This window comes from Pseudomonas sp. XP2 (genome assembly GCF_053557975.1).
On sequence record NZ_JBNRIK010000005.1, the window covers coordinates 212636 to 237887 of the forward strand.

A 25252-nucleotide genomic window follows, 5' to 3' on the forward strand; every position below is an offset into this window, starting at 1 on the left:
GGCTTGACGCTTAATGTCAATGCTGGCTGCCGCATTTGTAGGAGCGGCATCTGCACCGCCTCAGTAAAGGTTAGGCTCCATCTCCAGCTCCACCCCGAACCGCTCCAGGATATCCGCCTGGATCTGCCGCGCCAGCGCATGCATCTGCGCCCCGCTCGCCTGGCCGTAGTTCACCAGCACCAGCGACTGCAAGCGATGCACGCCCGCATCGCCATCACGATGGCCCTTCCACCCCGCCTGCTCGATCAGCCAGCCCGCCGCCAGCTTCGCCTGACCATCGGCCTGGGGATAAGCCACCACTGCCGGGTGTTTCGCACGAATACGCTCGACTTGCTCCGCAGACACCACCGGGTTCTTGAAAAAACTCCCGGCATTGCCGAGCTCCACCGGGTCTGGCAGCTTTTCGCGGCGAATGCTGCAAATGGCATTACTGATCGCCTGCGCGGTCGGTTCGGCTACACCCTGCTCCGCAAGGCGCTGACGCACCGGACCATAGTCCAGGTGGGCCTGCAGGGTGCGGCTCAAGGCAAAACGCACGCGCAGGATCAACCAGCGCCCGGGGTTGCGCTTGAACAGGCTGTCGCGATAACCGAAGGCACATTCTGCCAAACCAAAGTCATGCAGTTCGCCAGTCTCACGGTCCAGGGCCGTCAGGCCGGCAAACACGTCCTTGATCTCCACCCCGTAGGCGCCCACGTTCTGCATCGGCGCGGCGCCCACCGTACCGGGGATCAGGCTGAGGTTTTCCAGCCCGCAATAGCCCTGCGCCAGTGTCCACTGCACGAACGGGTGCCACGGCTCACCGGCCTCGGCCTCGACCACGATGTGTTCGCCATCGTCACTGAGCACGCGGCAGCCACGGCTGGCCATGTGCAGCACCAGTGCATCGACATCGCGGGTCAGCAGCAGGTTGCTGCCGCCGCCGATCACCAGCACCGGCAGACCTCGCTGCTGCGCCTGGCACAGCGCCTGTCGCACCTGCTGATCATCCTGGGCCTGGCTGAAAAAACGCGCCTTCACGTCGATGCCGAAGGTGTTAAAGGGTTTGAGCGAAACCTGCTCCTGCCACTGCACTGTCATAGGCGGCCCTTGATTTCCAGCACCAGTGCCTGGCACGCCGCCTCGACCAGGTCGAGCACCTGCTCGAAGCCATCGGCGCCACCGTAGTAAGGGTCAGGTACTTCATCCAGCACTGAGCCATAGCGGCGCAGGAACAGGTCGAGTTCGCCCGCTGCAGTGGGCGGGCGCAAGGCGCGCAGGTCGCGCAGGTTGCTCTCGTCCATGGCCAGCACCAGGTCGTACTCGGCAAAATGCGCTGCCTTGACCTGCTGGGCACGCTGCGCTGAGAGGTCGTAACCACGTGCCAGCGCTGCCTTGCAGGTGCGGCTGTCTGGCGCCTTGCCAACATGCCAGTCGCCGGTGCCGGCAGAGGCCACGTGCACCCGGTCGGCAAGCCCGGCGGCCTGCAATTGATGGCGCAGCACGCCTTCGGCGGTGGGCGAGCGGCAGATGTTGCCAAGGCACACGAACAAAACGCGCATCAAGCCTCCAGCAAGCGCCGTACGCGCTCCAGGTCTTCAGGGGTATCAACGCCTACGGCTGGCGCCTCGATGGCGTCCTCGACGTGAATGCGCACGCCGTGCCACAAGGCACGCAGTTGCTCCAGCGCTTCGGTCTGTTCAAGCCAGCATGGGCCCCAACCGACAAAGTCCTGCAGAAAGCCGACGCGGTAGGCGTACATGCCGATGTGGCGGCGATACGGCACGCCTTCGGGCAGCACATTGCGGTCGCTGGCAAAGCCATCGCGGGCCCACGGCAGCGGCGCACGGCTGAAAGTCAGGGCCAGTCCGTTCTTGTCGCTCGCCACCTTGACTGCATTGGGGTTGAACACGGTTTCCGGCTCATGGATCGGCTCGGCCAGAGTAGCGATGCCGGCCTCTGGATGCGCAGCCAGATTGGCCGCCACCTGGTCGATGATCACCGGCGGGATCAGCGGCTCGTCGCCCTGCACGTTGACCACGATGGCATCAGCCGGCAAGCCCAGGTGCACAGCCACTTCGGCCAGGCGGTCGGTGCCCGATTCGTGGTCTGCGCGGGTCATCAGCACTTCGGCGCCGAACGCCTGGCAGGCCTCGAAGATACTGGCGTCATCGGTGGCGATAACCACACGGCTCGCGGCACTTTTGCGTGCCTGCTCCCACACGTGTTGCACCATCGGCTTGCCGGCAATCGGCAGCAGCGGCTTGCCTGGGAGCCGTGTGGAACGCAACCGGGCGGGAATCACCACGGTGAAGTCCAGGCTCATTTGTCCAGACGCTCGTCGTCGGTCAGGGTGCGCGCCTCGCTTTCCAGCATGACCGGAATGCCGTCGCGGATCGGGTAGGCCAGGCCGGCGCCCTTGCTGATCAGCTCGGTCTTGTCGGCACTGAGCTTGAGCGGGCCCTTGGTGATCGGGCAGGCCAGGATGTCGAGCAGTTTAGTGTCCATTGGAGGCTTCCTTTAGGCCAGGTGGCCGGAAATTGAAAACGGGCTCAGGGCTTGCGCAGCAGCCGCTGCAGCTGGTTGTCGAACCAGGTGCTGAACGCTGGCGTGGGCTGGGCCTCGACGGCCAGGTACCACCAGTCGTCAGCGGCGAAGGCTCGGCATTTCACCGCATCCTTCTCGGTCATCACCAGCGGCAGCGGCGGGCTGAAAGCCAGGCTCCGGGCGCTGAACTGTGCATGGTCGGCGAAGGGATGCGGCACCGGCTGCCAGTTTAGCCCCAACAGGGTATTGAAGAAACGTTGCGGATTGCCAATACCGGCCACCGCGTGCAGGCGCTGGCCTGGTGGGAAATGGTCGAGGGTACGACGTTCGCCGCTGCGCACGTTGACCAGTGCGGACGGTTGCAGGCAGAAGCCAAAACCATCGGCGCGGTCGGCACTGGCACCATTGAACAGCACCGCGTCGGCGCCTTGCAGGCGCTCGACGGGCTCGCGCAACGGGCCGGCAGGCAGGCAGCGGCCATTGCCCAGGCCGCGGGCGGCATCGATCAGCACCAGCTCCAGGTCGCGGGCCAGGCGATAGTGCTGCATGCCGTCGTCGCACAGGATCAGGTCGAGCGGTTCGCTGGCCAGCAACGCCTGCACGGCGCGGGAACGGTCAGGGTCGATCATCAGCGGCACGCCGGTGCGCTGCACGATCAGCAGCGGTTCGTCGCCCGCCTGTTCGGCCGGCTGGTCGGCCTGCACCCGCCAAGGCAGCTGTGGTGGCTTGGCACCATACCCACGGCTGACCACACCCACCTTCAGCCCCTGTTGGCGGCAGTGTTCGATCAGCCAGAGGATCATCGGCGTCTTGCCGGTGCCGCCCACGGTGATGTTGCCCACCACGATGACCGGCACTGGCGCCCGGTAACTGGCACTTTCGCCACTGAGAAAACGTGCCCGCTTGCGGGTGACCACGCGGCGGTACAACGCCTCCAGCGGGCGTAATAGCGCCAGGGCGGGGTGCCCGGCGTACCAGGCGGCGAGCAAACCGTCGGCGAAAGGCATCAAGGCGTGCCCTGTGCCGCCTCGACGGTGGTCATGCGCAACTGGCTGAAACCGAGCTTGCCGGCGGCATCCATTGCGGTGACCACAGCCTGGTGCGGGGTCTTGCCGTCGGCGCTGATGGCCAGCGGGAGCGTGTTGTCACCGCCCGACTCACGCTCGATGGCCTCGCTCAAGGTGGCCAGGTCGCTCTTGGGCAGCAGGTAGTTGTTCACCGAATACACGCCTTCGGCGCTGATGGTGATTTCCACCAGCTTGTCCTGGTCGGCTGGCGCCTTCTCGGCGCTGGCAGCTTCGGGCAGCTCGACACGCAGTTGTGTCTCGCGGGTAAAGGTAGTGGTGACCACGAAGAACAGCAGCAGGACGAACACTACATCGATCAACGACGCCAGGTTGATGTCGACGTTCTCCCGCTGACGATTGCGCCGGAACTTCACGCCTTGCCTCCGGCCACTTCCACTTCACGGTCGCCCTGGATCACTTCCACCAGCTTGATCGCCTCCTGTTCCATGCCCACCACCAGCTCATCGATGCGGCGCAGCAGGAAGCGGTGGAAGAACACTGCCGGGATGCCGACCATGAGGCCGGCCGCAGTGGTGACCAGGGCCTTGGAGATACCACCGGCCAGCACGGCCGCATTGGCGGTCATTTGCGAGCCCATGAAGGCGCTGAAGATGTCGATCATGCCCAGCACGGTGCCCAGCAGGCCCAGCAGCGGCGCCATGGCGGCGATGGTGCCGAGCGTGCTGATGTAGCGCTCCAGTTCGTGAATGACGCGCGAGGCGGCTTCCTCGATGCACTCTTTCATGATTTCGCGGCCATGACGCGAGTTGGCCAGGCCAGCAGCAAGGATTTCGCCCAATGGCGAATCGGCGCGCAAGGCCTTGAGCTTGTCACTGGTCAGTTGCTTGTCCTTGATCCACATCCATACCTGACCGAGCAGGTGCGGCGGGGTGACGCGACTGGCGCGCAGGGTCCACAGGCGCTCGACGACGATAGCCATGGCAGCGATGGAACTCAGAATGATCGGCAGCATCATCCAACCACCGGACTTGACCAATTCCCACACAGTAAACGCCCCTTCGCAAAAAGGCCGCCACTCTACCATAGGACCGCCCGAGGGCTCATCTGCCGAAGGTCAGGGAATTGGCGTGCCGGGCTGGGAAGCGTACTCCGTTACAAGTGTGGTGCCTGTGAGATCGAGCGCCGCGCGGGCGGCGCTCGATCTCACAGGCGCTGAAAATACCATGGCATGCACCTGCCTGCCTCCCCCTCACTCAGCTCGAACCCGCCAAAACCGCCGCTGCCCCCTCATCCCCTCAACCTCCCCATGCCGCCCCAACACCAACCGCAACGCCCCCTCCACCGCCGTGTCATGCACCGCCAGACCATGCCGCTGATAACGCTCCATCACCTGCACATGCGGGTGCCCGAAGCTGTTGTTACGCCCTCGCGAAATCAATACCCCGCGCGGCGCACTAGCCCGGATGAACGCCTCGGTGGACGAACTGCGGCTGCCATGATGCGGTGCCTGCAACCAGTCGATACGCGGCATTTCTGTGTCCGCCAGCCAGGCCCGTTCGGCCGCAGCTTCCATATCCCCCGCCAGCAGCAAGCGCTCGCCCTGCGCCTCTACCAGCAAGACACAGGAACGGTCATTGCTACTCTGCCCGTCCGCCCAGCGCCACAGCGAAAAGCGCACGCCATCCCAGTTCCATTGTTCGCCACTGGCACAAGGCTGCAACGGCACATCATCCAGCGCTTCCCCACCGATCAGCCGCCTGACCGGCAGCCCACGCTGTATGGCCGCAGCACCGCCCGCATGGTCGGCATGCGCATGGCTGATGACCATCAAGTCCAGGCTGCCCACCCCCAGCTTGCTCAAGGTCGGGAGCACCACCCGCTCGCCCAGGTCGGTCTCCCCTCTGGCCGGCCCGGCGTCGTACAGCAGGTTGTAATGCCGGGTACGCAACAGCACCGCCAGCCCTTGGCCAACGTCTAGCTGCCAGACCTCGACCTGGCCGAGCGGCACCGGCTCCCTGGGCACCCACAGCGCCAACAACATGACCCCACCCAACCCGCGCAAAGGCACGCCACGAGGCAGCAGCACCAGCAGCGCACCCAGCAATACCAGCAGCCAGGCCCACAACGGCAAGGCCGGGGCCAGCCACGCCGGGCGCTGATGCGCCACCAACGCCAACAGCCGGAACAGCCCATCCAGCAGGCCACCCGCCAGCCACAGCAACGCTTCCCCTACCCCACCCAGCGGCAGCAGCAACGCCCCCAGCAACGCCAACGGCAACACCGCCAGGCTAACCCATGGCACCGCGACAAGATTGGCCAGCGGCGCACTCAGACTCACCGGTAAACCTGTGGCCAGCAACACCGGCAGCAAGCCGATGGCGATCACCCATTCCGCGCGCGTCCAGGCCTGCCAGGGCCGCCAACCGCCCAAACGGCCGCTGAAGCAGTAGATGAGCGTGGCCACTGCGGCAAACGACAGCCAGAACCCAGGCAGCAGCGCCGCCAAGGGTTCGACCAGCAGCACCGCGAGCAGCGCCAGCAATAGCGGCAGCATTGCGCCGAGGTGGCGAAAACGCAGGCGCCACAACAGCACTACCGCCAGCATCAGGCAGGCACGCTGCACCGGTACACCCGCACCGGCCAGCCAGCCGTAGGCCAACGCCGCCGCCATGGCCAGGGCACAGGCACAGGGCAGCCACGGCAACCGGGCGGGCCACAGCCCCCAACGCGCCAGCCCGGCCACCAGGCCGTACAGCAGACCGGCCACGAGGCCGATGTGCTGGCCAGAAATAACCAGCAAGTGCACCGTACCGGTGGCCTGCAACGTCTGCCAGTCCTCCCGGGCCAGGCCAGCGCCGTCACCCAGCACCAGTGCCACCAATGCGGCCTGCCGGCCATTGGCTTGGACCACCAGCAAGCGCTGACGCAGCGCATCGCGCCAACCACCGCTCACCGGCGCCAGCAGCTGCCCGGCTTTTACCGTACCGGTGGCGCCCACCCGCCGCGCCAGCAGTTGCGCCTCCCGGTCGGGCCCATGTGGGTTGAGCAGCCCGGCCGGGCGCTGCAAGGTCACCGCCAGCCGCCACTGCTCGCCCGCCCGCAGCGGCGGCCCATCGAACCAGCTCAGTTGCAGCCGTTGCGGCAGTTCGGCCCGCCGCGAGCGTGCCGCCTCCAGCTCGAAGCGCACGCCCTGCGCAGTTCGCGCTGGCAGGCCGACCACCCGCCCCTCCAGCCACAAGGTGCGGCCGTCCAGGCCGGCAGCCAGGCGATCGTCAAGGGCCTGCTGGGCAGACCAGCACGCCCAACACAGCCCCAGCACAAAACAGCCCAATGGCCAAACGCGGGTAAACACGCTGACGGCCGCGCAGGCAGCCAGCGTTATCAACCATCCGACCGATGGCAATGCGGGGAAAAAGCCCGGACACAACAGCCCGAGCGCGAGCGCAAACATCCCTGTGCGCATGAGGTAGAGCTCCAGAAGGTAAATCACCCCCTGAGGCATAGCTCAATTGCCGGCAACGCTTGCTCAACAATTGTCACAAACTCTAAACGAGGCCGAGCAGGATTAAAGGCATACTGCCCGGGTCAACGCTCCGGGAGCCTACATGCCGCGCCGACTTTTCAAACGCTACATGCCGGACCCGACCAGCATTCGGGAACACAAGTCCTTACGCTTTTTCGGCAAGCTGCTGCACGACCCCAACCTCTGGCACCTGAACCGCCACTCGGTGGCGCGGGCCATGGGGGTGGGCCTGTTCGCGGCGCTGATTCCCATCCCCATGCAGATGCTGCTGGCGGCGGCGCTGGCAATCCCGGTACGCGGCAACCTGCCGATCGCCGTCAGCCTGGTGTGGCTGACCAACCCGCTGACCATGCCGCCGGTGTTCTTCGTCACCTACATGACCGGCGCCTGGCTGATGCAGGTGCCGCCGCGCACCTTGCCCGACGAATTGACCTTCGAGTGGATCACCGACCAGCTTGCCACCGTGTGGCAGCCGTTCCTGCTGGGTTCGGTGGTGTGCGGGGTGGTGCTGGGCATCGTCGCCTACTTCACCACCCTGCTGTACTGGCGCTGGTGGATTGGCCGGCAGTGGCGCCGGCGCAAGCTCCGTTGCTCATGCACGCATGCCGCGGCCGCTGACCAGCAGCCGGATGCACAACGCGTAGAGCACAGCGGTGGCGACCAGCATGAAGGTGATCGCCGTGCCAATGCTGATATCCGACACCCCTAGGATGCCGTAGCGGAACGAGTTGACCATGTGCAGCACCGGGTTGGCCAGCGACACGGTCTGCCAGAATGGCGGTAACAGGTTGATCGAGTAGAACACCCCGCCCAGGTAGGTCAGCGGCGTCAGCACAAAGGTCGGAATGATCGAGATATCGTCGAAGTTGCGTGCAAACACGGCGTTGACGAACCCCAGCAGCGAGAAGATGGTGGCCGTCAGCAGCACCACGACCACGGTCACGCCCAGGTGGTGCACCTGCAGGTCGGTAAAGAACATCGACAGGATGGTCACGATCACACCGACCGCCAGGCCGCGCAGCACGCCCCCCAGCACATAGCCGACGAGAATGGTGTGCGGCGACACCGGCGACACCATCAGCTCTTCGATCGAGCGCTGGAACTTGCTGCCGAAGAAGCTCGACACCACGTTGCCGTAAGAGTTGGTAATCACCGACATCATGATCAGCCCCGGCACGATGTACTGCATGTAGGTGAAGCCACCCATATCGCCGATCTGCCGGCCGATCAGGTTACCGAAGATGACGAAGTACAGGACCATGGTGATGGCAGGCGGCAGCAAGGTTTGCGGCCAGATGCGCAAGAAGCGCCGCACCTCGCGGTAGACGATGGTGTTCAGGGCGACCCAGTTGGTGCGCAGTTCCACACTCATACGGCCACCTTCGACAGGTTTTTTTCCACCAGGGACACAAACAGCTCCTCAAGTCGGTTGGTCTTGTTGCGCAGGCTCTGCACCTCGATGTTCTGCAGCGCCAGCTGGCCGAACAGCGCGGTAATGCCAATGTCCTTGTCCACCTGCACTTCAAGGGTGTGCGGCGTCAGCAGGCGGCATGGGTAGCCCTGCAGGGCCGGCGCCTGGGCCAGGTCCTGCCTGAGGTCGAGGACGAAGGTCTCGACATGCAGCTTGCCCAGCAGCTTGCGCATGCTGGTGTTCTCGACGATGGTGCCGTGGTCGATGATGCCGATGTTACGGCACAGCTGCTCGGCTTCTTCCAGGTAGTGGGTAGTCAGGATGATGGTGATGCCCTTCTGGTTGAGCTCGGTGAGAAAGCTCCACATCGAGCGGCGCAACTCGATGTCTACCCCGGCGGTCGGCTCGTCGAGGATCAGCAGGCGCGGCTCGTGGATCAGTGCACGGGCAATCATCAACCGGCGCTTCATCCCGCCCGACAACGAGCGCGACTGCACATCGCGTTTGTCCCACAGGCCGAGCTGGGTCAGGTACTGCTCGGCGCGTTCCTTGGCCAGCTTCGGCGGGATGCCGTAGTAGCCGGCCTGGGTCACGACGATGTCGAAGGTTTTCTCGAACTGGTTGAAGTTGAATTCCTGCGGCACCACACCCAGGCAGCGCTTGAGCGCCGCCGGCTCACGGTCCAGGTCATGGCCGAACACGTTGACCGTACCGCTGGTCTTGTTGACCAAGGTCGAGAGGATGCCGATGGTGGTGGATTTGCCGGCGCCGTTGGGGCCAAGCAAGGCGAAGAAGTCACCTTCGGCAACATCCAGGTCGATGCCCTTGAGGGCCTGGAAGCCATTACCGTAGGTCTTGGTCAGCTGTCGGATGGACAGGGCAGAACTCATAGCGGGTCACGTACCGAATAAAGAATGGTTCAGGACACGCCAGGCGAAGTCACTGGCGCAGTGAGTGCGGCCATGGTGCAAGGCCATGCCGCACAAGTACAGTCACATCTATTGATAATGACTATCGAAGCAGGTTCAGGTCAGTGCAGTCATCACTGCCGCCTGGTAGGCCGGGCGCTGTTTCAGACGTTGATACCAGGCTTCGAGGTGGCGCATGGCCGGACGCTCGATGGGCATTTCAAACCAGGCATAGACAAAGCTACCCAGTGGGATGTCGCCCATGCCGATCTGGTCACCGGACAGGTAAGGTTGTTTGGCCAGGGTTTCGTCAGCAATGGCCAGCAACTGGGCACATTGCTTGTGCGCGGCGTTGATCGCCACCCAGTCGCGCTGGTCTTCAGGCGTGCGCAGCAGGCCCCAGAACAGCGGGCGGAACGGGGTGGCGAGTGACGAGGTTGTCCAGTCCATCCACTTGTCGGCCAGGGCGCGCTGGCGCGGGTCGTCCAGGTACCAGCCCTGCTCCGCGCCGTATTCGGCGCACAAGTAGCGGACGATGGTATTGGATTCCCACAGCACCAGGTCGCCATCTTCGAGCATGGGCACCAGGCCGTTGGGGTTGAGGGCGCGGTAATGCGGTTCGTTGACCACACCGAAAGCGCCGCCGGCGTCGATGGACTCGAAATCCAGGCCCAACTCGTGGGCGATCCACAGCGCCTTGCGCACATTGCTCGAATTCTTGCGGCCCCAGATCTTCAGCATGGCGACGTCCTTATGAATGCGGAGATCGTGCAGTCTACTCCAGACCTTCGCCGCCTGTACCGGCCTCTTCGCGGGGCAAGCCCGCTCCCACAATCAATACGTTGTTCAATGAGAGCGGGTATGCCTGCAAAGAGGCCGGCACTCACGAACAAATGAACTGAAACTCCCACCGCCACACCCTGTCACTGTTCTGAAGCTGCCGTTCACAGCATTGCGTCTAAGCTGTCTGGGACGGCTCAAGCCCTTGGTTCCAAGGAGGACCGATTATGTTGCTGTTGTGGTTGGTAGTGCTGGTGATCGGCGCGGCGTACCTCACGCACCGGCGCCTGGCGCCCTTGCAGATTCTCGGCATCATGGCGGCCTATGTGCTGCTGATGGGCATTTTCAGCAGTGCCCCTGGCTGGCTACTGGCCCTGATCTGGGTGGTGCTGGCCCTGAAGATCGCTTTGGTGGCACTGCCGGAGTGGCGGCGCAAAGTGTTTACCGCTCCGGTGTTCCGCTGGTTCCAGCGCACCCTGCCACCCATGTCGCAAACCGAGCGCGAAGCCATCGATGCTGGCACGGTCTGGTGGGACGGTGAACTGTTCAGCGGCCGCCCAGACTGGCGCACCCTGCTGGCCTACCCGGCACCAAAGCTGACCGAAGAAGAGCAGGCGTTCATCGATGGGCCTACGGAAGCACTGTGCGCCATGGTCAGCGACTGGCAGATCGGCCAGGACCTGGACCTGCCGCCCGAAGCCTGGCAGCACATCAAGGAGAACGGCTTCTTCGCCCTGATCATTCCCAAGGAATACGGTGGCAAGGGCTTCTCTGCCTACGCGCACTCGCAGGTTGCGATGAAACTGGCCACACGCAGTGGCGACCTGGCCTCCACGGTCATGGTGCCCAACTCCCTCGGCCCGGCCGAACTGCTGCTGCATTACGGCACCGATGAACAACGCAACCACTACCTGCCACGCCTAGCCCGCGGCGATGAGATCCCCTGCTTCGCACTCACCGGCCCCCTGGCCGGGTCCGACGCGGGCGCCATGCCCGACACCGGCATCATCTGCAAGGGCCAGTGGCGCGGCGAAGAAGTGCTGGGCCTGCGCCTGAACTGGGAAAAGCGCTACATCACCCTGGGCCCGGTCGCGACTTTGCTGGGCCTGGCATTCAAGGCCTACGACCCGGACCACTTGCTGGGCGAGCAGGAGGAACTGGGTATCAGCCTGGCCCTGATCCCCACCGACACCCCCGGTGTCGAGATCGGCAAACGCCACCTGCCGCTGGGCGCGGCCTTCATGAACGGCCCCAACAGCGGCAAGGACGTGTTCGTGCCGCTGGACATGCTGATAGGCGGCCAAGCCATGCTCGGCAAGGGCTGGATGATGCTGATGAACTGCCTGTCGGTAGGGCGCTCCATTTCCCTACCAGCGGTCGGCACTGGTGCGGCCAAGTACACCAGCCTGGTCACTGGCCAGTACGCGAACATACGCGAGCAGTTCAACGTGCCGCTGGCGGCCTTCGAGGGCATCCAGGAATCGCTGGCACGCATTGGCGGCAACGCCTGGTTGATGGACAGCGCTCGCCTGCTGACCGCCAAGGCCGTGGACCTGGGCGAGAAGCCTTCGGTGCTGTCGGCAATCCTCAAGTACCACCTTACCGAACGTGGGCGCGAATGCATTCAGCACGCCATGGACGTGCACGGCGGCAAAGGCATCATCATGGGCCCCAACAATTACCTGGGTCGCAACTGGCAAGGGGCGCCGATCTTCATCACGGTCGAGGGCGCGAACATTCTCTCGCGCAACCTGATGATCTTCGGCCAGGGTGCCATCCGCTGCCATCCATTCGTGCTGAAGGAAATGGCCTTGGCCGGGCGCGAAGACCGGGAGCAGGCACTGATAGAGTTCGACGACCTGCTGATGAAACACATCATGTTCGCAGCCGGCAATGCCGCCAGCACGCTGGTGTTCAACCTGGGCCTTGGGCACTTCGAGCCAGTACCTGGGGATGCCTTGAGCCAAGGTTACTTCCGTGCCCTCAACCGTCAGGCCGCCGCCTTCGCCCTGCTGGCTGACCTGTCGATGATGCTGCTGGGCGGTGCGCTCAAGCGCCGCGAACGCCTTAGCGCGCGCCTGGGCGATGTGCTCAGCTACCTGTACCTGTCCAGCGCCGCGCTCAAGCGCTATCACGACCTGGGCTCACCCGAGCATATGCAACCCTTGCTGCGCTGGGCCATGGAAGAAAGCCTGGGCCAGGCGGAAAAAGCTCTTGATCAGCTGCTCGACAATTTTCCTAACCGTTTCGTTGGCTGCGCACTACGCCTGCTGGTTTTCCCCTTCGGCCGCCGCCACACCGGGCCAAGCGACGAACTGGATGCCGAGATTGCGGCGCTGATAGGGCGCAGCAAGGGCGATCCGGCGCTGGAAGAGCTGCTGGCGGGCTGCTTCAGGCCGCAGGCCAAAGGCGACCCGGTGGCGCAGCTGCAACGGGCAAGCGATTTGCTGGATGAAACAGCGCCCGCGCGCAAGGAACTGCATCAGGCGCTGAAGGACGGCAAAGTGAAGCCTCGACATGGGCAATCGTCAATCGACGCGGCAGTTGAGGCGGGCATCCTTCAGCAGAGCGAGTGCCAGCGGCTGCAAGCGTTGGAAGCCGCGCGAAGACTGGTGATCGATGTGGATGCCTTCGACCCACAAACGCTGCTACCAACCAAAGGCCAAGTGCGCTGACTGCACACTGCACGCGCTCCCGGCAACGCCGGGGGCGCGCATTGGTGTGGCTCATTGCAGATCCACCAACTGATCGACAGCTAGCGGCGGCAACACGGCGACCGCCCAGTACCATCTACGGTTATCCGACTCGACGGCCAAAATAGCCGAACAGCCACGCAAATCCGTACCAGGGGTGTACAGGCCCTCTTGAGAAACCGAGCCGTTGCCCGCCAACACTGTCCACTCAATATCTGCGGAGTCGACAACCTCCTCGACATCGTTTTTGTTGATGAAACACAGTGACAGCTGCAGCTTCCCCTGGACCTTCCCCAGGCGTAAGAAATGAGTGGGTGTCATGTTGAAGATAAGAAAAGCTGCGGAAGCTGACGCCCCACCGCCATCAATTTGTGCGATGTCAATATTTACCGGGACCAGATCGCCTGCCTTCAAGACGGCCAAGGGTACGGTTTTACTGTCGTCGTCAGGCGTCACACTCGATGCTGGCAGGACGGGTGGCGATTTATAGAACCATACCCCAGCCTCGCGCTGCAAAGTACCGCGGACGTCTCCTATCAAAGAGACGCCTGCGGGGTGAGTCATTGCCACCTGCATGGGGTAACGCACCGATCCGCGCTGAACCACCGTGATGATCGGATTGATGTCCTTTATTACATCCAGCGGTTCAGCACGTACTGTGATCGCATCCGGTAAAGACAGCCTTGGCAAGAAGATCATCTGGTAGATCTCTTCTGAAATGGGCTGCCACTGCCCTGCCCTGAGCGTCTGATAGGGATAGATGATATAAGGCAGGTTCAGTAGCCACTCGCTTTCTGCGTCCCCGGGAACGCGCTTCGTGGCCATGCGCACCTGGACCATGAATGAGTGGTTTTTATCGTGTTCGACCCGATGAACTGGAGTCGTTGGTACAGCAGATCGCAACGTGTCGCGTATTGCTTGCGAAAACGAAAAATACAGTACGAGCTCTTCACTATAAATAATTGGCTTGACGACGGTGAGTTTGAACGAAGCATTGGCAAACAGTGGCGAGTTGTACTGTTGCCTACCCAAACTCATGAGGGAATCATTGATACTACGCAGCGCCTGCGCATATCTGGCAGCCATAAGCGTATCGTCCTGGCCATCTCGAATCAGGTGGTAATCAGCAGCAGGCACGTCGCTAAGCACCACTAGCCCGTCCGGCCGATAGGTGCCCTCACGTTCAGCCAGGAGGAAATCCGCCCGCAATAGCGCGTCACGGCTGGGTTTACTGACCTGCATGACGCTTCTGACGGGCACACCCGAATTCTTGCTCATGATCAATTCGACAGCTTCCGAGAGCACACGGGACAACGATGCAGAAGCCGCTGAACCCGCAGTGCTACCCACAGCAAGCAAAGGAGCCCCCACTACGCCGTAGGACCTGAACCAGGTCTGGCCAGGGGTAATGATCGTTTCAAGCATCAAGGGCTGAGAATCAGTTTGCTCGTGTGCTTTAGCCAACGCAGTGTTCAGTTGGTTTACGCTGACCATGATCAGCCCGTCCCACCCATTCAGTTCAGAGGACGATTGGTTGTGTTCGTTATCCATCGCCATGCTCGCTCTCCCAGGTCAGGTGTAAGCGAACACTAGACCCGCCTCGCTGAGCCCTACAACTGGCAAAACTATCAGTACGTGCCCCTGCTCGTCGGTCACGCGTATACTTCAACCTCGTTTTTTACACCCCGAGGACCGCCTTATGGCCAACCCACATCTGGAATACCACCTGCAACTGCTGAACCACCTGCGCACTATCCTGGTGGCACTGGGTGAAGCCGAGCAGGTACCGCAGGAGAGCCACGGCCTGTTCCTCGAACGCTTCGACGAAATGCTCACCCTGCTGCCGCAAGACCCGCTGGAAAGCCAGTATCTGGGCCAAGACCTGCTCTGCCAGGTAGTCCAGCGCTACCCTCAAATTGCCCACTTGGTGCCACGCGACCTGTTGTGGTTCTTCGGTGGCGACTGCCTGCACTACATGCCCGACGAGGAACTCGCGCTGTATCAACAACTTGAGGAACTGCGCTACGAAGCCGGTGAACGCGGCGAACCTTTCGACTGGCACCAGCACAAGCAACTGCTTAGCCTGTCAGGTAACAGCCAGAACCAATGACCGGGGGCCCCTGCTAGTGGTAGGGGTCTGTCGAAAATGCCCATCGGTTTGCATGACTCGACCTACAGCCCCAAGCAATCACCATCCCTACCCTGTACGGCGCACTGGATAAATACAGAAAGTGCCGTGCGTTTGGCGCACGCCAACCAACAGCGTAGGAAGCACATCAATGAAGATAGCCATCATCCCTCTGGCACTGGCGTTCGCCAGCACTGCCGCCATGGCAGCACCGGCAACAGGCACTATCAATTTCTATGGCGCAGTGACCGATGGGGGCCCATGCCCCATCGAGGTGGTTGACCCCGACTCCGGCGTCCCTGCCCGCGTTGAACTGGGCCATCCATACACAAGCCACTTCAAAAACGTCGGCGATAAGACCGAGCCTCGTCAGTTTGCCCTCAAGATCACACCCAACAGTGAGTGCAGTATCCCTAGCGGCACGGAAGTGGATGTCACTTTTAATGCCGTAGGCAGCCCTGTTGGCCCAGCAAGCGACCTGTTCCCGCTCGTGGCTGGCGGTACCTCGACCCCGGATCTCGCCATCTCGATCCGCGACAAGACCGATACCCGCCTCGCCCCGGGAGAAACCTCGGCGAGGTACCTGCTGGACGAACTTGCTCCCACGCTCATGCTGTTCTCCGCCCATTACGAGGCCATCAGCACACCGGTCAAGGAAGGGTCTGCGCTCGCCAACGTGAATTTCGTCGTTAACCTTCCATAACGCAGCACGCCGGGTGCGCCAGCACCCGGTCCTTGCTCTCAACCGCCAGGCTTACACAATGTCATTCACTTCTCCCCGGCTGCGCTCTGCCGCCTGTCTGTTCGCGTTGCTCGGCTGCCTGAACAGCGCTCACGCAGCTCTAACACTCAGCAACAGCCGCATCATCCACGAAAGCGACAAGAACAGTAGCTCCGTCACAGTCGGCAATCCCAGTACGAAAACCTACGCGGCGCAAGCGTGGGTCAACACCGAAACGGACGACACCACCACGGCCGTGCCGTTGATCGCCTCTCCCGCCCTGTTCCGCATACAACCGGGCGATGAGCAGTCGGTACAGATCAACCGCCTGCCCAATGACCTGCCGCAAGATCGCGAGTCGCTGTTTTTCTTCAACCTGCAAGAAATCCCCCAGGCCGAGGCCAATGAGCGTAATACCCTCAACATCGCCTTGCGCACCCGGATCAAGCTGTTTTACCGGCCGAGCCAGCTCAAAGGCAACCCGCAAACCCACCTCAAAGACCTGAAGTGGTCAGTGCAGCGCCTCGAGGGCCAACTGCGCCTGGTGGTCGACAACCCCTCGCCGTTCCACTTCACGTTCGGCATGCTCGAAGTCAAGGGCAAGGGCAAGACAGAACCGCTCAAAGGGCGCGAAATGGTAGCGCCGTTCGGGCGCCAAACCTACACGCTTGCCAGCACCACGGAGTCGGACGACCTTTCATTGACGCTCAATGCGTACAATGATTACGGCGGGATCACGCCAGCCATCACGGTGCCTCTGCCCGTCGCGGTCCAGTAACGCGGCCATTCATAGTATGTTCATCCAGAGCCTGCCAAAGTTGGGCAGTAGTGGCCAGGTTGTACCATTGTCGTAGCTGAGCTTGGCGGTGACCTCCAGCTGTGAGCCGGGAACCAACTGGCGGAGGTATGACAGCGGAATAGGCACTGGCACGCCGCTACCGATACCTTCGGCCACATCGGTTTCAGACAACTTGTAATTGACCAGAATAGGGTGGAGTACCTGGCCGTTGCGGGATAATCCCTCTGCCTGGAGCGATACCCGTTGATCGACGCTGATGTGCAACCACGTTCCCAGCGTGACCAAAGGATCCGAGGTCAACCCTCCTACGTCCAGGTTGCCTCCTGAGCGTCCGCCGAGCTGTGGCGTAGGCATATTGGCCGTTGGAGTAGGGGTCACTTTGACACTGCGTGTATCTGAAGGCAGTGGCTCGTCACCCACCAGCACCCGGTAGTACAACTGTGCTTGCTTGCTGGCCATGGCCACCACATTACGCAACGGAACGGCGTAATCGTTCTTTCCTGGGACGCCTTCCTCACGCCAGGCGCCGAAGCACTCCTCGTCGCCCCAGAGCAACTCGAATGCCTCACCCGGTTTTATGACCGCAGCCTGCGGAATGCTCACATCAAGCGCGGCGTTGAGCTTTCTCAGCTCCAGCTCGGCCGACTGGCCCAACAACGGCACTTCCAAAGCCGGCAGTACACGCGGCGCCGGCTGCGCAGCGACCTCCAGGACCGATGGCGTCGCGACCTGGCTGGCATTACCAGCGCGATCCTCGATGAGGTACTGCGCATAACGCATCCCATCCCCTCGATCAACGATCACGTCGCCTGTGTAGGCAAACTCCAAAGGTTTTGCAAGGTCCTCGCGGGTGAGCACCCAACGGTCGACCTCGTTGTTTTCAAACGGTTCGCTGTCCCAGTAATAGATGATGACATCCCCCGGCGCTGCGCCCTGGTAGTCAGGCATCAGGGCCAGCAGACGATTACCGTGGGTGAGCAGGAAATCTTCCGTCAGGTCGCTGTCACCCAGTTCGGGAAACTGCAAACGCCCATTGTTGGCGCCCAGCACCGGCGGGGTCTTGTCGACTGTCAGTGTGAGGTCATCTGAACGCAGTTCGCTGGCGTTATAGACATGCCCCACATAGTGAAACTGCAACGTGCCTTCGCTGAAGCAGTCGGGCGTGATTTCCACGAAACGTTCACTTTCTGGTAATGGCTGAGTCCATCTCCTGTCGCCTACCTTGACACCCTCACAGAAAATTTCGACCGACTCGGGTTCCGTCGGCGTCGGCCTGGAATGCTGCCACAACGTGAACTCGAGACGCACAGGGTCGGCCAATGCCTTGATGGGCATCAGGTTCGGTACACCCCCCGGGATGTTCGGCAGAGCAGCGGGGGCGGTGGGCGCCGGCAGGGCATTGGCGACCCTCACTCGAACGATGTCTGCATTATCCATAGCGGTCTCCTGGCTCAATGGCGAAAAAAAAGGGTAGGCCCAATGCCTACCCTGTACTAATGCCTCACCAGCTGTAGCGCACCCCGACATTCGCCCCCCAGGGCTGTTCAATGTGTTCACCATTGCTGTAGTCGAAATCGGCATGCAGTTGCAGCCGCTCGTTAAGTGATATCGCCAGCCCCGCCCCCAGTTCACCACGTGAGCCGGACAGGTCGTTGTCGAAACGGTTGTCATTGACTTTGACGTCGTTACTGTTGACGAACTCATGAGCGTATGCCAGGCGCACGTATGGCTGAGCGAAGCGCCCTTGGCCAAGGTCGTAGGTACGGCCCACGGTAGCGCCGACTTTGCCCAGCAGCGAGCGGGTATCGTCGCTATTTGCCCGCAGGCCGTTATCCAGCTGGTAATCCTTGCCTTCGATACTGACGGCCGACCATTGGGTGTAGGGCTCGACGAAATAGCCATTGCCCAGTTCGACATGGCGGCCGAACTCGGCAGACACGCCCAGCCCGAGGTTGTCGTAATCACCCTTGGTACGCTTGCCATCACTGAGGGTCACCTCGGAGGAGTTGTCAAACCGGTTGAGTTTGACGACACCGTCGAAGTAATACCCGCTCGCGGCATCCAGCCACGTGCTGTAAAGCCCCAGGTAATAGCTTTTCACGTCGGCCGAAGCCCCGCGATCAAGGTTCAGGTCCGAACTGCTATGGCCCGCCATGACCCCGACCAGCCACTGCCCATCACCCACCGGCAGCGGGGCATCGGCACCGATGGAGAACCCTTGCTGGACCTGTTGATAGCCGCTGCCGGCTGTGGTCGATACATTGAATTTGTTGCCGTATGCCCGGACCCAGCCACCCGCCTTGCCTTCATCCTGGCGCAATTCACCCATACGGCTACGCAGCGTGGTGAGTTCGCCATACCAGACAGTAGGGGCGGTGTTGAACAAGGCCAGCACCGACGCCGTGCCCGGGCTGATGATCTTCCTCGAACCATCCAGGAACCAGTCGTTACCCCGCTGCGCCAGTTCATAGGAGAACGCGCCAAGGTCGACCGAGCCGTTGAGGAGCGAAAACTGTGCATCACCACTGCCAGCATGAACCAGGTGAAGCTGGCTTGCCTCCAGCGGATCCGCGCCGCTGCTGCCAACCAGCAGGCTGTGAGCACCCGTGGCAGAGCCGGTCACTTCAAGAAAGTCAGTTTGCCCGGTGCTGAAATCGGCATCCATGATGAAGGTGCCATTGCCACTCAACTCCCCAACCGTCAGGCGCTGGTACTGATCGGCTTCGCCAAAACGTACCGAGCCTGCATTCAGGGCCAGGCTGCCAACGGTGCTGTCTTCGACCATATTCCAGCGCGCCCGGTTGGCCACGGACAATGACTCGACGTTTTCCAGGCGCCCGGTCAGGCTTGCGTCTTTGTCGAGGCTGATGCTCGCACTGGAGCCCGCTTCCACCTTCACATCGCCGACCAACGCACTGCCCTCGACAGCCATCGTCGCTGCCGAGTTGCCCAGCACCTCCAGCAGGATGCCATTGCTGCCCACCAGACTCGAACCGGGCCCTACCTGGACAGCGGCCTTCGCTGGCCTGCCAGGATAGTCGCCGACGACAATCGCCGAGCCATCCTTGCCCTCCACTGTGCTGCCCACCAGGGTGACCTTGGCGGGTTCCGTGAATGCACTGTCACTGATTATCTCCAAGCCACTGCCTGCCCCCGTCAAGGTGCTGCCTTGGGCATTTAGCGCGGCGTTGCCAAACAACGTGGCGGCACTGGATGCGCCATCTCCGACCAAGGTGCTGCCCTCCAGGTTCAAGGTAGAATTCGCCGACAGCAGCGCACCGCCTTGCCCCCCCTCCACATGGCTGTTGACCACTGTCGCTGTGGACCCCTCGAGATCGCTACGCTGCAAACGCAAACCGACGCGGTCGCTGACAACCTTCGAATTGCCAGAGATGATGGCATTCCCATTGACCAACGAAACGGCATCAGTGCCATTACCCGTGACAGTGCTGTCGGTCATCCGAAGCGTACCGGCACGCACATCGATCCTTTCGGTTGTGGCACCTTCGGCAACCAGTTCCGCCCCCCGGTTGACGCGGTAGCTGTCAAGAGGCGTATCTTGGCCAATGTTCAACTGATCATCGACAATCGTAACCGCGTGGCTGACTTGTGACATTGAAAATGCCGAGGCCAATAGTAAGGCGTGGGCGAGCGGATGCATTCTTGCATGTCCAGGAATCATGGATTTTACCCCGTTAATACTTCGTATAAATGAACTGTTCTGACGCTACGAATTCCCGAGATTACAAGTCCAGTTCCGAAATAACTGTAGGAAAATTCTGATTTTCATTTTGGCTTCATCCGTGACTTTTCTACGCACCCCACTCCACCTACGGTTTAGGTCTCAAGTCGCAGGTTGTTAGGCCGTTATGCATGGTAGCAATCGTCTCCTGAACGGGGGACTCGTAAGTTTTTTCATTCAAAACAAACGAATAATTCGCTCGCGCACGACCATCGGGCCTATTATTCTCCGGGTCATAAATTTGCTTCACGTATGTTTCGAATGGTACTTTCCAGATATAACCTTGTGCTTTGATCTGCCCCCAAGTTAACTCTTCATCCAACGCAGCGCCCGCCACAGGATCTTCGCCAGTATAATCATGCACTGCGGACCAGTGCATAAATACGTGGTCCTCGTCCTTCAAACCATGCTCGGCCAGGTCTGGCACTTTCACACGGACTGCCGGTTCCACGTCATCTTCACCTACGTAAATCGATCTACAGTCCAACCAACCCAATTCGCTAAGCCCGAGGAAATCAGGTGCAACAGGATGAATACCCACAGCCTCTACCAGCACATGGGTCTCTTCCGAGCGAATCGGGTTCGGGTTTCCTGGGCGTTGCACTCTGTAATAAACGAGCACGGTGTCGTCGCCTCGCGCCTTGATAACGTCCCACGGGACTGTTTTGGTTATTTCAGTTCCGGGTTCGCCATCCTGAACTTCATGATCTATACCTTCTATATAGGCATCGCCCCAATAAAAGGTCAGCACATCACCCTGCTTGAGCGCGGCATTGACTAGAAGTGTGAGCGTTGCCGGCTGTTCATAGTCCCCAGGATCTACCAAGTGGTTCTCCCCACCCGATTCCCCGTTGATCGTGACTTTCTCCAGCCCCGGATTCAACGGATCCGGCCACTTAGGGTTACCAGGGCCAATTTGCTCCAGGTTGACATTCACAACGATGTTTTTCGAACCTTGCAGCACAGTGCCGCGACGAACCTCATAGGCCACGGAAGTTGATTTATCCCCTGTACCGTCTGCGCCGTAGTCCGCAAGCAAGGTGTCAGCATGGATGGAGAACGCTAGTGGGAACACCGGCGAGTCAGTGACCGGCCGCCACTCCGAAGGGGCCTGCTCGCCCCAAATAACCCGCACCTGGTCGGTGGGTTTCCAGTTGTCAAACTTGGGGACCTGCACAATAACCCCGTCAAAGGCATCCTGCTGGTAGATTCCCCCATCCGCCGCCTGCGGTACGATCGGGTCCTTGAGGTTTGCGGGCAGCGCCCCTAGGGCGACGCCGATGTGGGTGATATCTGACAGGTGGCTGTTGTTGCCTGCCTTGTCCAGCAAGACGTAGACAGCCATTACACCGCCATCCCCCACCCTCTCGATCACGTCGGCTGAAACAGGCAGTTGTGCCGGTAGTGCACCAACTTCCACGATACCGACCGGGTCAACACCCCACGGGTCTTCAGGAATCGATGCTTCCCACCAGTAGGCAACCCGGTCACCAGGCTGGTAGTCAACATATTCGGGCAGTTCGAGTTTGACGCCGCCTTTGTTGGCATCCGTGACTGCAGGGATAGCCGGGATTTTTGTAGGTGCAGTCTGATTGTAGGGTGGCACACGGTCGAAAATAAGTTCAAGGTCTAGCGAGTCACTATGCTCCCCATGGTAATGCGCAACTTCATAAGTGAAGGTATTTATACCCTCCCCCCACTTAGCAATCAATTCCTTTGGCACTTCGCAATCAAAGGGGAATTTTCCTTCGTCTCCCCGAAAAAACTCTGCGGTCGTGATTTCTGTACCGGTTTGCACATGCAAAATCGTCAGCGTATCGTGAAAAGTAGGATGGCCCGGCATCTGCCAAGGATTTTCAATCGTGATAATCAGTCGCGATGCTTCCTCCCTGAGGTACTTCACAAGCACAGTATTATCCTTTGGAACCGCCAGCAGTTCGTCCTTGATCGTCATGGCGTCCAACGTTGCCAGGGGTTGTGCACCGGCGTTGCGCATGTGGCGCACGAAACCTGAATTCTTGGCACTGTTCATGTGTAACCTCGCACAAGGTTTACGCTGTATTGAGGCGCAGAACAATCCACCTCCCTTTTCGTCCATACTCGTATCTGCACTGCCCTCACGCAACTGGCACTTTTATCAGTTGACAATGCGCCATACCCTAAGAAATTTTATTCATGGACTGCCGGTTACTGGCTCCCTCGAACTTGCGCGAGGCACCATAAAAAAACCCGCCTGTTACGGCGGGCTTCTAACTATTTGAAAGGGTCTGATTAATATGCCTGACTGGTCAATCTGTCCAACGCATCATACCCATACTCTGCAGTTTCAGCGCGCTGTACGGTGTCACACCACAAGAGCCTGCCGCTTTCCTCACGCCAGGCTGACAACAGCTTCCCTCCAGCCCCTTGTCTGCGCCTAACGCCACTGATTGGGCGTGTTACAGATGGCACATCCACCCTGATCACATTGCCTTGCTCGTCAGCCGTGAATCGCCGATTACCCTGGTCCCAGACACGGTTGCCCTGTTGGTCGAACGCCTCGCCGAACAATTGGGGGGCTTCCACACTGATCAGCCGCCCGAGCCCATCGTACGTCAACTTGCGCCCGGCATCGTCGCAGGTAAGATTGCCATCGCAGTCATATTCCAGCTTAATATGGGTCGGGTAATCTGCATGGCTGTTTTCGATGCGGCTCAGTTGCGCCGGGTCGTCTTCCTCGAAGTAGTACCTGGCCAGGTTATTACCTTCGGGATAGGTCGTACTGACCCGGGTAATGTTGTCCAGTTCATCAAACCGGAACACCTGCTCCCGTATGATATTGCCATACGGGTCCTCGGGAGAAAGGCGGCCCTCGCAATTATAGATGCGCAACCGGCCACGGATGTCGTATACGTAGGTTTCATGGCGTAACACTTCAAGGATTTCACCTTCACCCAGTGTCTTCCACACGATCGCATCTTCCGCATCGTAACCTTGGGTCAGCGATTGCAGCGTAGCGCCCGTGTCGAATTCACGCTTCACTTCTCTGTCGAATTCGTCAAATGCCAGTCGTGTTTCAAGGTATTGGCTACCTTCCGTGGTCCGGGTCTTGAACAGCCGCCCAAGGCCATCGTATTCGAAGTTCGCCGTCATCGTGCCCAATGTCGTTTTGTCCAGCCTGCCGTAGCGGTCGTAGGCATAGGACTGCTGCCCGCCGACTACGTCGGTGTAAGCCAGCTGGCGCCCCAGCAAACTGGTCTGGTAGTGCATGACATGGGTTTCACCCTCATACTCCCGGGTCTCGCTCTTGACCTCCCCGTGGCTGAAATACTCACGCGACAGTACCAGCCCCAGTTCCTCGCAGCGCTTCAGACGCGCGTTCTTGTTGTCGAACTCGTAGTCGGCCTTGATCCCCTTCTCGACGATCTGCCGCAACTGCGGTTCGTCACTGAGCTCAGGCTGATAGCGGTACTCGATCAGTTGATTGCTTGGGGTCAAGACCGTGCTGGGTTTCATCTCGCCCGGCTTGAAACCGAATTCGCGCACCCGCCCACCCGTGATCGATTTGACCATGCGGTCCAGGCCATCGAAACGCTGCTCGCCCAACACCATGCCGTTGACACTGATCTGGACAGGCAGATCCTCTCGGCTATGCTCGGCGTAGTCGCGGTGCACCACGCTGTCATCAGCGAGGGTTTCATCCATCAGACGATCGAATACATCGTAGACAAAGCGCTGAGTTTCACTGCGAGCATTGACTTCACGCGCTTTGCGCTGCAAACCATCATGGAACGTCAGGTTGATGCTGTACGACTTGGCGTCGGCATCAAACCGCTCGACACGCGCTGGCTCATCGAACAGGGTAAGCCAGGTGACGGTTCTGGCGCTGCGCTGCGTGCCATCAGCGGACTCGCGCCACTGCGTTCGGCTGGGCCCTGGCGAGCCAGAGATGCCAATCGGATCGTAGCGATCAAAGTGACGCACCCTGTCCGCTGCGATTTCGCAATACTGCCGGCCCCAGCCATCGAACAGCATCTGCCGCGGCAACGCCAACTCGCAGGGTTGCTGCTCCGGGTAGTCCATCCAGTCGAAATCGGTTTCGCCAACCAAATTGCCCAGCGCGTCGTATTGGGCAGCATAGCGCGGCCGCCAGCCGGCGCGCTTGTTGACGTCAACATTGTCGGCGTCCTGGCGTGACTGCGCGACCACCCGATTGAGCCCATCGACCAGGGTGCGGGTAATCACCCCCTTGACATCCTTGGCGGTTTGATCGGCCTGCCCGCCCGCCCCGCTGACCAAGGTATAGGTGTATTCGCGCTCGGCTTTCAAGTCTTCGTCATTTGGCGAGACCGTTTCCTTGATCACACGCCGTAAGGCATCGTAAGCGTAAGCGATTTGCACATCATTATCGTCGTAGTTCAGCATGGGCTGGTTGATGAACACAGAATGGTGCAGGGTAGATACCTTCTGGGCGTGGCGAATAGTGCCATCATCAAGCGCTTGGCCATGGTCGAAACCGGTGAAGGTGCGCACCTCCTCCAGCACCTCATCACCCAACTCGGCGCGTTTGGCGAACCGGTGCTCAACTTTCGTATCGTAGCCATTGAGCGTCTGCACCTGCCGGGTCATGCGGCCGTGCTGCAGTGCAGTTGCAGGCGCGTTCTCGTAGTGACGGACGGTGTACTGCAGCCCCTGCTCCTGCTCCCCAATGACCTGCATCAGGTCTTCCTCATGGGCCTCGAGCCAGCCCTTGCCCACCTCTGAGCCGCCCAGCGCTGGCAGGTGCTGGTAACGGAAACGGGTGCGCAGGGTCTGCGCCTGGCCTTCGCCGGTGGTGGCCGGGTGCACGGTGCTGGTCTTGCGGCTACGGGTGAACAGCTGCGGGTCGGCCGGGCAATCGCTGCCTTCGCCGGTGTGCGGGTAGTAAGTGTGCCGGGCGTGGATCGTGCCGGCCAGGGTGGCGAGCTCGTCGATCGCATCGCCTTGATAGACCGGTGCTGCGGCCTGGGACTCC

The 25252-nt window shown here is 60.9% G+C and carries 21 protein-coding genes; 5 read left to right on the plus strand and 16 right to left on the minus strand.

Annotated elements, in window-relative coordinates; genetic code table 11:
- Nucleotides 1-60 precede the first annotated feature (60 nt).
- From murB to ACK1VC_RS08805, 8 genes are all read right to left on the minus strand, one after another.
- Entirely contained in the window at nucleotides 61-1080 is a 1020-nt protein-coding gene (murB, locus tag ACK1VC_RS08770; protein ID WP_016485479.1) for a UDP-N-acetylmuramate dehydrogenase, read from the minus strand.
- Entirely contained in the window at nucleotides 1077-1541 is a 465-nt protein-coding gene (locus ACK1VC_RS08775) for a low molecular weight protein-tyrosine-phosphatase (protein WP_023048424.1), read from the minus strand. Before ACK1VC_RS08775 ends, murB begins: the two co-directional genes overlap by 4 nt.
- Nucleotides 1541-2305 carry a 3-deoxy-manno-octulosonate cytidylyltransferase gene (gene kdsB / locus ACK1VC_RS08780; RefSeq protein ID WP_023048425.1) on the minus strand — a complete coding sequence of 255 codons (765 nt, stop codon included), beginning with the start codon at nucleotides 2303-2305 and terminating at the stop codon, nucleotides 1541-1543. Before kdsB ends, ACK1VC_RS08775 begins: the two co-directional genes overlap by 1 nt.
- On the minus strand, nucleotides 2302-2487 hold the full coding sequence (locus tag ACK1VC_RS08785) for a Trm112 family protein (RefSeq protein ID WP_003247142.1): 186 nt from the start codon (nucleotides 2485-2487) through the stop codon (nucleotides 2302-2304). The genes kdsB and ACK1VC_RS08785 overlap by 4 nt, the downstream gene beginning before the upstream one ends.
- A 44-nt stretch (nucleotides 2488-2531) precedes the next feature.
- On the minus strand, nucleotides 2532-3533 hold the full coding sequence (lpxK, locus tag ACK1VC_RS08790; protein WP_016485477.1) for a tetraacyldisaccharide 4'-kinase: 1002 nt from the start codon (nucleotides 3531-3533) through the stop codon (nucleotides 2532-2534).
- Nucleotides 3533-3967, minus strand: a complete 435-nt coding sequence (locus tag ACK1VC_RS08795) for an ExbD/TolR family protein (RefSeq protein ID WP_449117942.1) — start codon at nucleotides 3965-3967, stop codon at nucleotides 3533-3535. Before ACK1VC_RS08795 ends, lpxK begins: the two co-directional genes overlap by 1 nt.
- Nucleotides 3964-4599: a MotA/TolQ/ExbB proton channel family protein gene (locus ACK1VC_RS08800; protein ID WP_016391244.1), complete on the minus strand. Its 636-nt coding sequence runs from the start codon at nucleotides 4597-4599 to the stop codon at nucleotides 3964-3966. The genes ACK1VC_RS08795 and ACK1VC_RS08800 overlap by 4 nt, the downstream gene beginning before the upstream one ends.
- Nucleotides 4600-4803: 204 nt before the next feature.
- Nucleotides 4804-7017: a DNA internalization-related competence protein ComEC/Rec2 gene (locus ACK1VC_RS08805; protein ID WP_191087404.1), complete on the minus strand. Its 2214-nt coding sequence runs from the start codon at nucleotides 7015-7017 to the stop codon at nucleotides 4804-4806.
- A 142-nt stretch (nucleotides 7018-7159) separates the two neighbouring features.
- On the opposite strand from ACK1VC_RS08805, the gene ACK1VC_RS08810 reads away from it, so the two are divergent.
- On the plus strand, nucleotides 7160-7786 hold the full coding sequence (locus ACK1VC_RS08810) for a DUF2062 domain-containing protein (protein ID WP_156343168.1): 627 nt from the start codon (nucleotides 7160-7162) through the stop codon (nucleotides 7784-7786).
- On the opposite strand, the gene ACK1VC_RS08815 is transcribed toward ACK1VC_RS08810, so the two are convergent.
- The 3 genes from ACK1VC_RS08815 to ACK1VC_RS08825 all read right to left on the minus strand — a co-directional run bounded on the left by ACK1VC_RS08815 (nucleotide 7670) and on the right by ACK1VC_RS08825 (nucleotide 10137).
- Nucleotides 7670-8449: an ABC transporter permease gene (locus tag ACK1VC_RS08815; protein ID WP_016485472.1), complete on the minus strand. Its 780-nt coding sequence runs from the start codon at nucleotides 8447-8449 to the stop codon at nucleotides 7670-7672. The genes ACK1VC_RS08810 and ACK1VC_RS08815 overlap by 117 nt on opposite strands.
- Complete coding sequence (locus ACK1VC_RS08820) at nucleotides 8446-9378, minus strand: ABC transporter ATP-binding protein (RefSeq protein WP_016485471.1); 933 nt, start codon at nucleotides 9376-9378, stop codon at nucleotides 8446-8448. The genes ACK1VC_RS08815 and ACK1VC_RS08820 overlap by 4 nt, the downstream gene beginning before the upstream one ends.
- 135 nt (nucleotides 9379-9513) lie before the next feature.
- A complete protein-coding gene (locus ACK1VC_RS08825) occupies nucleotides 9514-10137 on the minus strand; it encodes a glutathione S-transferase (protein WP_023049045.1) in 624 nt (207 codons plus the stop codon).
- 266 nt (nucleotides 10138-10403) lie between these two features.
- Between ACK1VC_RS08825 and ACK1VC_RS08830 the strand changes: the two genes are divergently transcribed.
- Entirely contained in the window at nucleotides 10404-12851 is a 2448-nt protein-coding gene (locus tag ACK1VC_RS08830; RefSeq protein WP_191087403.1) for an acyl-CoA dehydrogenase, read from the plus strand.
- Nucleotides 12852-12902: 51 nt separating this feature from the next.
- Here ACK1VC_RS08830 and ACK1VC_RS08835 read toward each other — a convergent pair whose 3' ends face one another.
- Nucleotides 12903-14426, minus strand: coding sequence for a hypothetical protein (locus ACK1VC_RS08835; protein ID WP_096425759.1), 1524 nt, complete (start codon nucleotides 14424-14426; stop codon nucleotides 12903-12905).
- Between the two features lie 142 nt (nucleotides 14427-14568).
- Between ACK1VC_RS08835 and ACK1VC_RS08840 the strand changes: the two genes are divergently transcribed.
- The 3 genes from ACK1VC_RS08840 to ACK1VC_RS08850 all read left to right on the plus strand — a co-directional run bounded on the left by ACK1VC_RS08840 (nucleotide 14569) and on the right by ACK1VC_RS08850 (nucleotide 16496).
- Entirely contained in the window at nucleotides 14569-14979 is a 411-nt protein-coding gene (locus tag ACK1VC_RS08840; RefSeq protein ID WP_016485468.1) for a PA2817 family protein, read from the plus strand.
- Nucleotides 14980-15148: 169 nt separating this feature from the next.
- Nucleotides 15149-15700 carry a fimbrial protein gene (locus ACK1VC_RS08845; protein WP_016485467.1) on the plus strand — a complete coding sequence of 184 codons (552 nt, stop codon included), beginning with the start codon at nucleotides 15149-15151 and terminating at the stop codon, nucleotides 15698-15700.
- Nucleotides 15701-15758: 58 nt separating this feature from the next.
- Nucleotides 15759-16496 (plus strand): fimbrial biogenesis chaperone, encoded by a 738-nt coding sequence (locus ACK1VC_RS08850; RefSeq protein WP_016485466.1) that lies wholly within the window; start codon nucleotides 15759-15761, stop codon nucleotides 16494-16496.
- 9 nt (nucleotides 16497-16505) lie between these two features.
- Here ACK1VC_RS08850 and ACK1VC_RS08855 read toward each other — a convergent pair whose 3' ends face one another.
- The 4 genes from ACK1VC_RS08855 to ACK1VC_RS08870 all read right to left on the minus strand — a co-directional run bounded on the left by ACK1VC_RS08855 (nucleotide 16506) and on the right by ACK1VC_RS08870 (nucleotide 25086).
- Entirely contained in the window at nucleotides 16506-17954 is a 1449-nt protein-coding gene (locus ACK1VC_RS08855) for a hypothetical protein (protein ID WP_023049044.1), read from the minus strand.
- Between the two features lie 64 nt (nucleotides 17955-18018).
- On the minus strand, nucleotides 18019-20178 hold the full coding sequence (locus tag ACK1VC_RS08860) for an autotransporter outer membrane beta-barrel domain-containing protein (protein WP_449117943.1): 2160 nt from the start codon (nucleotides 20176-20178) through the stop codon (nucleotides 18019-18021).
- A gap of 169 nt (nucleotides 20179-20347) precedes the next feature.
- Entirely contained in the window at nucleotides 20348-22291 is a 1944-nt protein-coding gene (locus tag ACK1VC_RS08865) for a hypothetical protein (protein WP_156343169.1), read from the minus strand.
- A gap of 239 nt (nucleotides 22292-22530) precedes the next feature.
- Complete coding sequence (locus ACK1VC_RS08870) at nucleotides 22531-25086, minus strand: RHS repeat domain-containing protein (protein WP_449117944.1); 2556 nt, start codon at nucleotides 25084-25086, stop codon at nucleotides 22531-22533.
- Between the last annotated feature and the right edge of the window lie 166 nt (nucleotides 25087-25252).